This is a genomic window from Oerskovia sp. NPDC060287, from assembly GCF_042726775.1.
Classification (GTDB): Bacteria; Actinomycetota; Actinomycetes; order Actinomycetales; family Cellulomonadaceae; genus Oerskovia; species Oerskovia merdavium.
Genome location: NZ_JBHXBO010000318.1, coordinates 1 through 3,901 on the forward strand (window position 1 = coordinate 1; position 3,901 = coordinate 3,901).

Sequence of the window (3,901 nt, forward strand, 5' to 3'; positions counted from 1 at the left end):
GTCATCGTCAGATGACCGGGCTTTCGTCGTTCGTGGGCCGGGACGGCCTGCCGAGGAGCGACCCGGCGAGATCGCCTCCCGGCTGGAGCCGGCTGCTAGGTTTCTGTGATGTTCGTCGAGACGACCTGCAGGGTCTGCGGATGGTCGGATCCATCGGTCCCGGAGGATCTGTGGCGCGGCGGGACTCCCCTCTACGCGATCTGCGACTGCTGCGGTTCCGAGAGCGGGGTCGAGGACCTCTCCTGGCGCACCGCGCTGCGGGCCCGGAAGGTGTGGCTCGATGCGGGGGCGCGATGGTTCGTGCCCGAGGAACGGCCGGCCGACTGGGACCTGACCGCTCAGCTCGTGCGTCTCAGGAGCCGACGGGCACCGCTCGCTCAGTGAGGTCCGTCACCCTGACCGCCGAGCCCTCGCCCAGGAGCCAGTCCAGGGCGTCGCGGGCCGACCAGGAGCCCTCGTGCTGCGCGGCGAGCCGGGCAGCCCCGGCGACGTCGACGCCGAGCGTCACGAGCGGCGGCTCGACGTAGCCGTCGGCGCGGGTCTGCCCGAGCTCGACGTTCGCGGCGAGGGAGTTGCACAGGCAGGACCTGCCGACGGTGTCCGCCGCGGCTCCGCCCTTGCGCTCGTACATGTGGACGGGCTCAGCGGGACAGCGGTAGGCGACCTTGCCGTCGTCCTTCTGCACGGGCGTGCGGAGGTACCCCAGGTCGCACAGCCGAGGGCGTGCCGCCACCAGCCCCTCCTCGGCGAGCGTCCCCGGGAGCTGCGCGACCTTGAACGGGAAGCCCGTGGGGGACGTGAGGGCCTCGGTCCGGACGTCGAGCGTCCCGTCGCGCAACCGGGTCAGGACGTCGTCGCGGAGCGCGGGGTCGAGTCCAGACTCGGTCGCGAGCGCGAAGAGGGTGCCCACCTGGACGCCGGCGGCTCCCGCCTCACGGGCCGCGACGAGCGCCTCGGGCGTCCCCTGCGCGCCCGCGATCCAGAACGGCAGCCCCAGCGCCGCCACCTTCGAGACGTCGGCCTGGTCGCGCGGGCCGAACACGGGCTGGCCGACCTCGTCGAGGGTGAGCCGTCCGCGGGGCGGCGCGTTGTGCCCGCCGGCAGGGGGCCCCTCGACGACGAACCCGTCCGGGCGGGTGCGGTCCTCGCGCACCAGGTGCTCGGCCAGGGCGTGCGCGGAGACGATCGCGAGGAACGTCGGACGTGACACGGCAGGCAGCGAGCCACCGAGGAGCGTCTCGGGGTCGAAGTCGACCGTGTGGTGGCTCCCGCCGACGACCGTCACGGGGAACTCGACGTGCTCGTGCTCCGCGAGCTGGTCGAGCAGGTGCGGGACGTCCCGGGGGATCCCTGCCCCGGTCACGACGTAGTCGGCACCCGCGAGCATCGACCCGTACGCCGCGGCGGGTGCGGCCATCTGGATCTTCTCGAGGAAGTTGATCCCCACGCGCCCGTCGTGACCCTCCTTGGCGAGCCACACCTCGACGAAGCTGCCCAGGACCATGAGCTCCTGCGCGAGCCGGGTCTGGCGCAGCGCGAGGCGCGGGACCGGCGCGTAGGGCTGACCCTCGCTGCGCCCCTCGGGACGGAAGTAGCGCGAGATCACCCGCTGGGCGAACCGGGGGACCGGGAAGGCGGCGAGCGCTCGACGGACCGCCCCGTCGCGGTCACCGTTCTGCAGCCTGCGCGCCAGCACCAGGTCGAGGGCCGTGCCCGACACGAGGCCCAGCTGTCCTGCGTGCGCGACCGCGGACGCGAGGCGCCAGGACGAGACCGCCATGCCCATCCCGCCCTGGATGACCCGCGGGAGCGGCGGGCACGGCGACGGGACGGTCAAGGAAAGCGTGGTCACAGGTGGACTCTTCTCATGCCTGGTGCGAGTGCTGCTGCCACCGCCGAACGGGTGGTTACTGCACCGTAGGTTGCGGGGCGGCGCGCGGCCAGGGTCGAAGGACCCGAACGTGCCGGGACGCTGACCGGAACGGCCTGGGAGAGCCCAGGACGGGGCGTCGGGCGAGGTCAGGCGGGGGGCGGCGGGACCGGGGGCTCGGTGCGCGCCCCGGGGGAGGACGTCGAGCGGCCGATCGGCACGAACGTCGCACGGTCCTCGTCCGAGACCTCCCAGGCCGGACCCTCCGCCTCGCCGTCGGTGCCGTCGAGACGGTTCGCCGGAGGGAGCGGGGGCAGCGGCGGCGCCATGACGGGGCGGTCGGTCCCCGCCAGGCGGGGCGCACTCCCGCGCGGGGCCACGAAGAGGTGCCCCTGGCCGTCCTTCTGGACGGACCGCACCGCGACCGGTTGGGTCGCTGCCGCAGCAGGGTCCCGCTCCGGTCCGACGCTCGTCGGCGCCCACGCGAGGTGCGCCGCGGCCGGCGGAGGGGGTGGGGGCGGGGGAGCAGTGGTCGAAGGGCCGGGCGCCGGCGGGGCGGCCTGCTGCCGGCCTGCGGAGCCGTCGGCGCCACCCGAGGCGTTCTGAGCGCCGGAGCCACCCGGGCCGCCCTTGCCCCCCGGGAGGAAGATCGTGTCGCACAGCTTGCGGTACGTCGCGTCGGGCTTGGCAACCCAGTTGATGCGGCTCATGGCCTGGTCCTGCCCGGCCGACTCGAGGATGAACTGGCCGTAGCCGAGCACGCGCCCGACGATCGAACGGCTGTAGCTCATGTCGGTGACCTTGCCGAGGGGCATCATCGCGACCTTGTGCGTCACGAGCCCGAACATCAGCAGCATGCGCTTGTCGGTCGCCACGAACCACTCGTTGCGCCAGTCCAGGACCTTCCACAGGAGACGCAGGGCGACCGCGAGCCAGACCCACCAGAGCATGAGGGCGCCGTCGCCCACGGTGGGACCGGACGCGCTCACGAGCCATGCGACGACGAGAAATGCGGCGAACGTCGTGGCGACGGGCTCGGCCAGCTTGCCCCAGTGGGCCCGTGTGGCAAGGACGACCCGTTCGCCGGGGATGATGTAGCGGCGCAGATGACGCGCGCTCAGGCGGGGAGGGCGACCCGCGCCCTCCACCTCCAGCTGCTCGCGCGCCATGCCGTCGACTACTCGATGAGGGACTGGACGAACTGTCCGAAGCTCGCGAACGCGCCCATGATGACGTCCCAGATCGCCTGGACGATGTCTGCTGCGCGGTCAGGGCTCTTGATGACCGCGTAGAGCAGGAAGACGATGACGACCCACATCAGGATGGTCTTGGCCTTGCCGGGCATCGTGTGGTCCTCACGTGGTCGTCGATCGGGGCGGTGGTGCTCTGCTCGCCATGGTGACCAGAGCAGACGGGACGCCGTCGGAGGCGCGCCGACGACGAGTCTAGCGTTTCGCCCGAATCGGTCGTGGGTCCCGTGTCAGGACAAGGTCGCACAGAGGGCGCGGAGCGTCGGACGAGGTCGCACAGAGGGCGCCGAGCGCCACGACGCGTCCGGTCAGGCAGGCGCAGCGGCCGGTGCGAGCGTGGCGGCCAGAACCAGCCACCCCTCGTCCGCCCGCACCCAGAGGCGCGTGTAGCCCAACCGTGCGGAGACCACGGTCCCGCCCTGGACCGCCTCGACAGCGGCGACCAGCCTGGTCACGCCGCTCAGGACGTCCTCCTGGACGTCGAGCGACTCCTCCTCCAGGCGGGTGATCTGCAGGAACCCCGAGCGGTAGCTCTCCAGGTCGTCCTCCTTGGAGAAGACGGACCCGTCCGGGCCTGCGCCGACGCACCGAGGGTGCAGCAGTGCGTCCAGCGCATCGACGTCGCCGGCACGCTGGGCGGCCTGGAGCGCGTGCTCGGCAGCAAGGAGAGTCATCGCCCGAGTCTACGCAGCGGGACCTGCCCCGGGGCGAGCGCTGACGGGTGCGGCGAGGACCGGCAGGAACGCCAGCCAGGAACGCCGAGGGGCGGGCGCCTCACGGC

At 72.8% G+C, this 3,901-nt stretch carries 4 protein-coding genes; all 4 read right to left on the bottom strand.

Annotated features, from left to right (window positions below):
* Nucleotides 1–352: 352 nt before the first annotated feature.
* The 4 genes from ACFWFR_RS18130 to ACFWFR_RS18145 all read right to left on the bottom strand — a co-directional run bounded on the left by ACFWFR_RS18130 (nt 353) and on the right by ACFWFR_RS18145 (nt 3,794).
* Nucleotides 353–1,852 carry a nitronate monooxygenase gene (locus tag ACFWFR_RS18130; RefSeq protein WP_377623984.1) on the bottom strand — a complete coding sequence of 500 codons (1,500 nt, stop codon included), beginning with the start codon at nt 1,850–1,852 and terminating at the stop codon, nt 353–355.
* A gap of 167 nt (nt 1,853–2,019) precedes the next feature.
* Nucleotides 2,020–3,039 (bottom strand): PH domain-containing protein, encoded by a 1,020-nt coding sequence (locus tag ACFWFR_RS18135; RefSeq protein WP_377623985.1) that lies wholly within the window; start codon nt 3,037–3,039, stop codon nt 2,020–2,022.
* Between the two features lie 8 nt (nt 3,040–3,047).
* Nucleotides 3,048–3,215, bottom strand: a complete 168-nt coding sequence (locus ACFWFR_RS18140; RefSeq protein ID WP_169834240.1) for a hypothetical protein — start codon at nt 3,213–3,215, stop codon at nt 3,048–3,050.
* 213 nt (nt 3,216–3,428) lie between these two features.
* Entirely contained in the window at nt 3,429–3,794 is a 366-nt protein-coding gene (locus ACFWFR_RS18145) for a nuclear transport factor 2 family protein (RefSeq protein WP_377623986.1), read from the bottom strand.
* Nucleotides 3,795–3,901: the final 107 nt, after the last annotated feature.

Excerpts from the sequence above, each read along its gene's own strand:
- ACFWFR_RS18135 (WP_377623985.1), bottom strand. The coding sequence starts at position 3,039 with ATGGCGCGCGAGCAGCTGGAGGTGGAGGGCGCGGGTCGCCCTCCCCGC.
- ACFWFR_RS18140 (WP_169834240.1), bottom strand. The coding sequence starts at position 3,215 with ATGCCCGGCAAGGCCAAGACCATCCTGATGTGGGTCGTCATCGTCTTC.
- ACFWFR_RS18145 (WP_377623986.1), bottom strand. The coding sequence starts at position 3,794 with ATGACTCTCCTTGCTGCCGAGCACGCGCTCCAGGCCGCCCAGCGTGCC.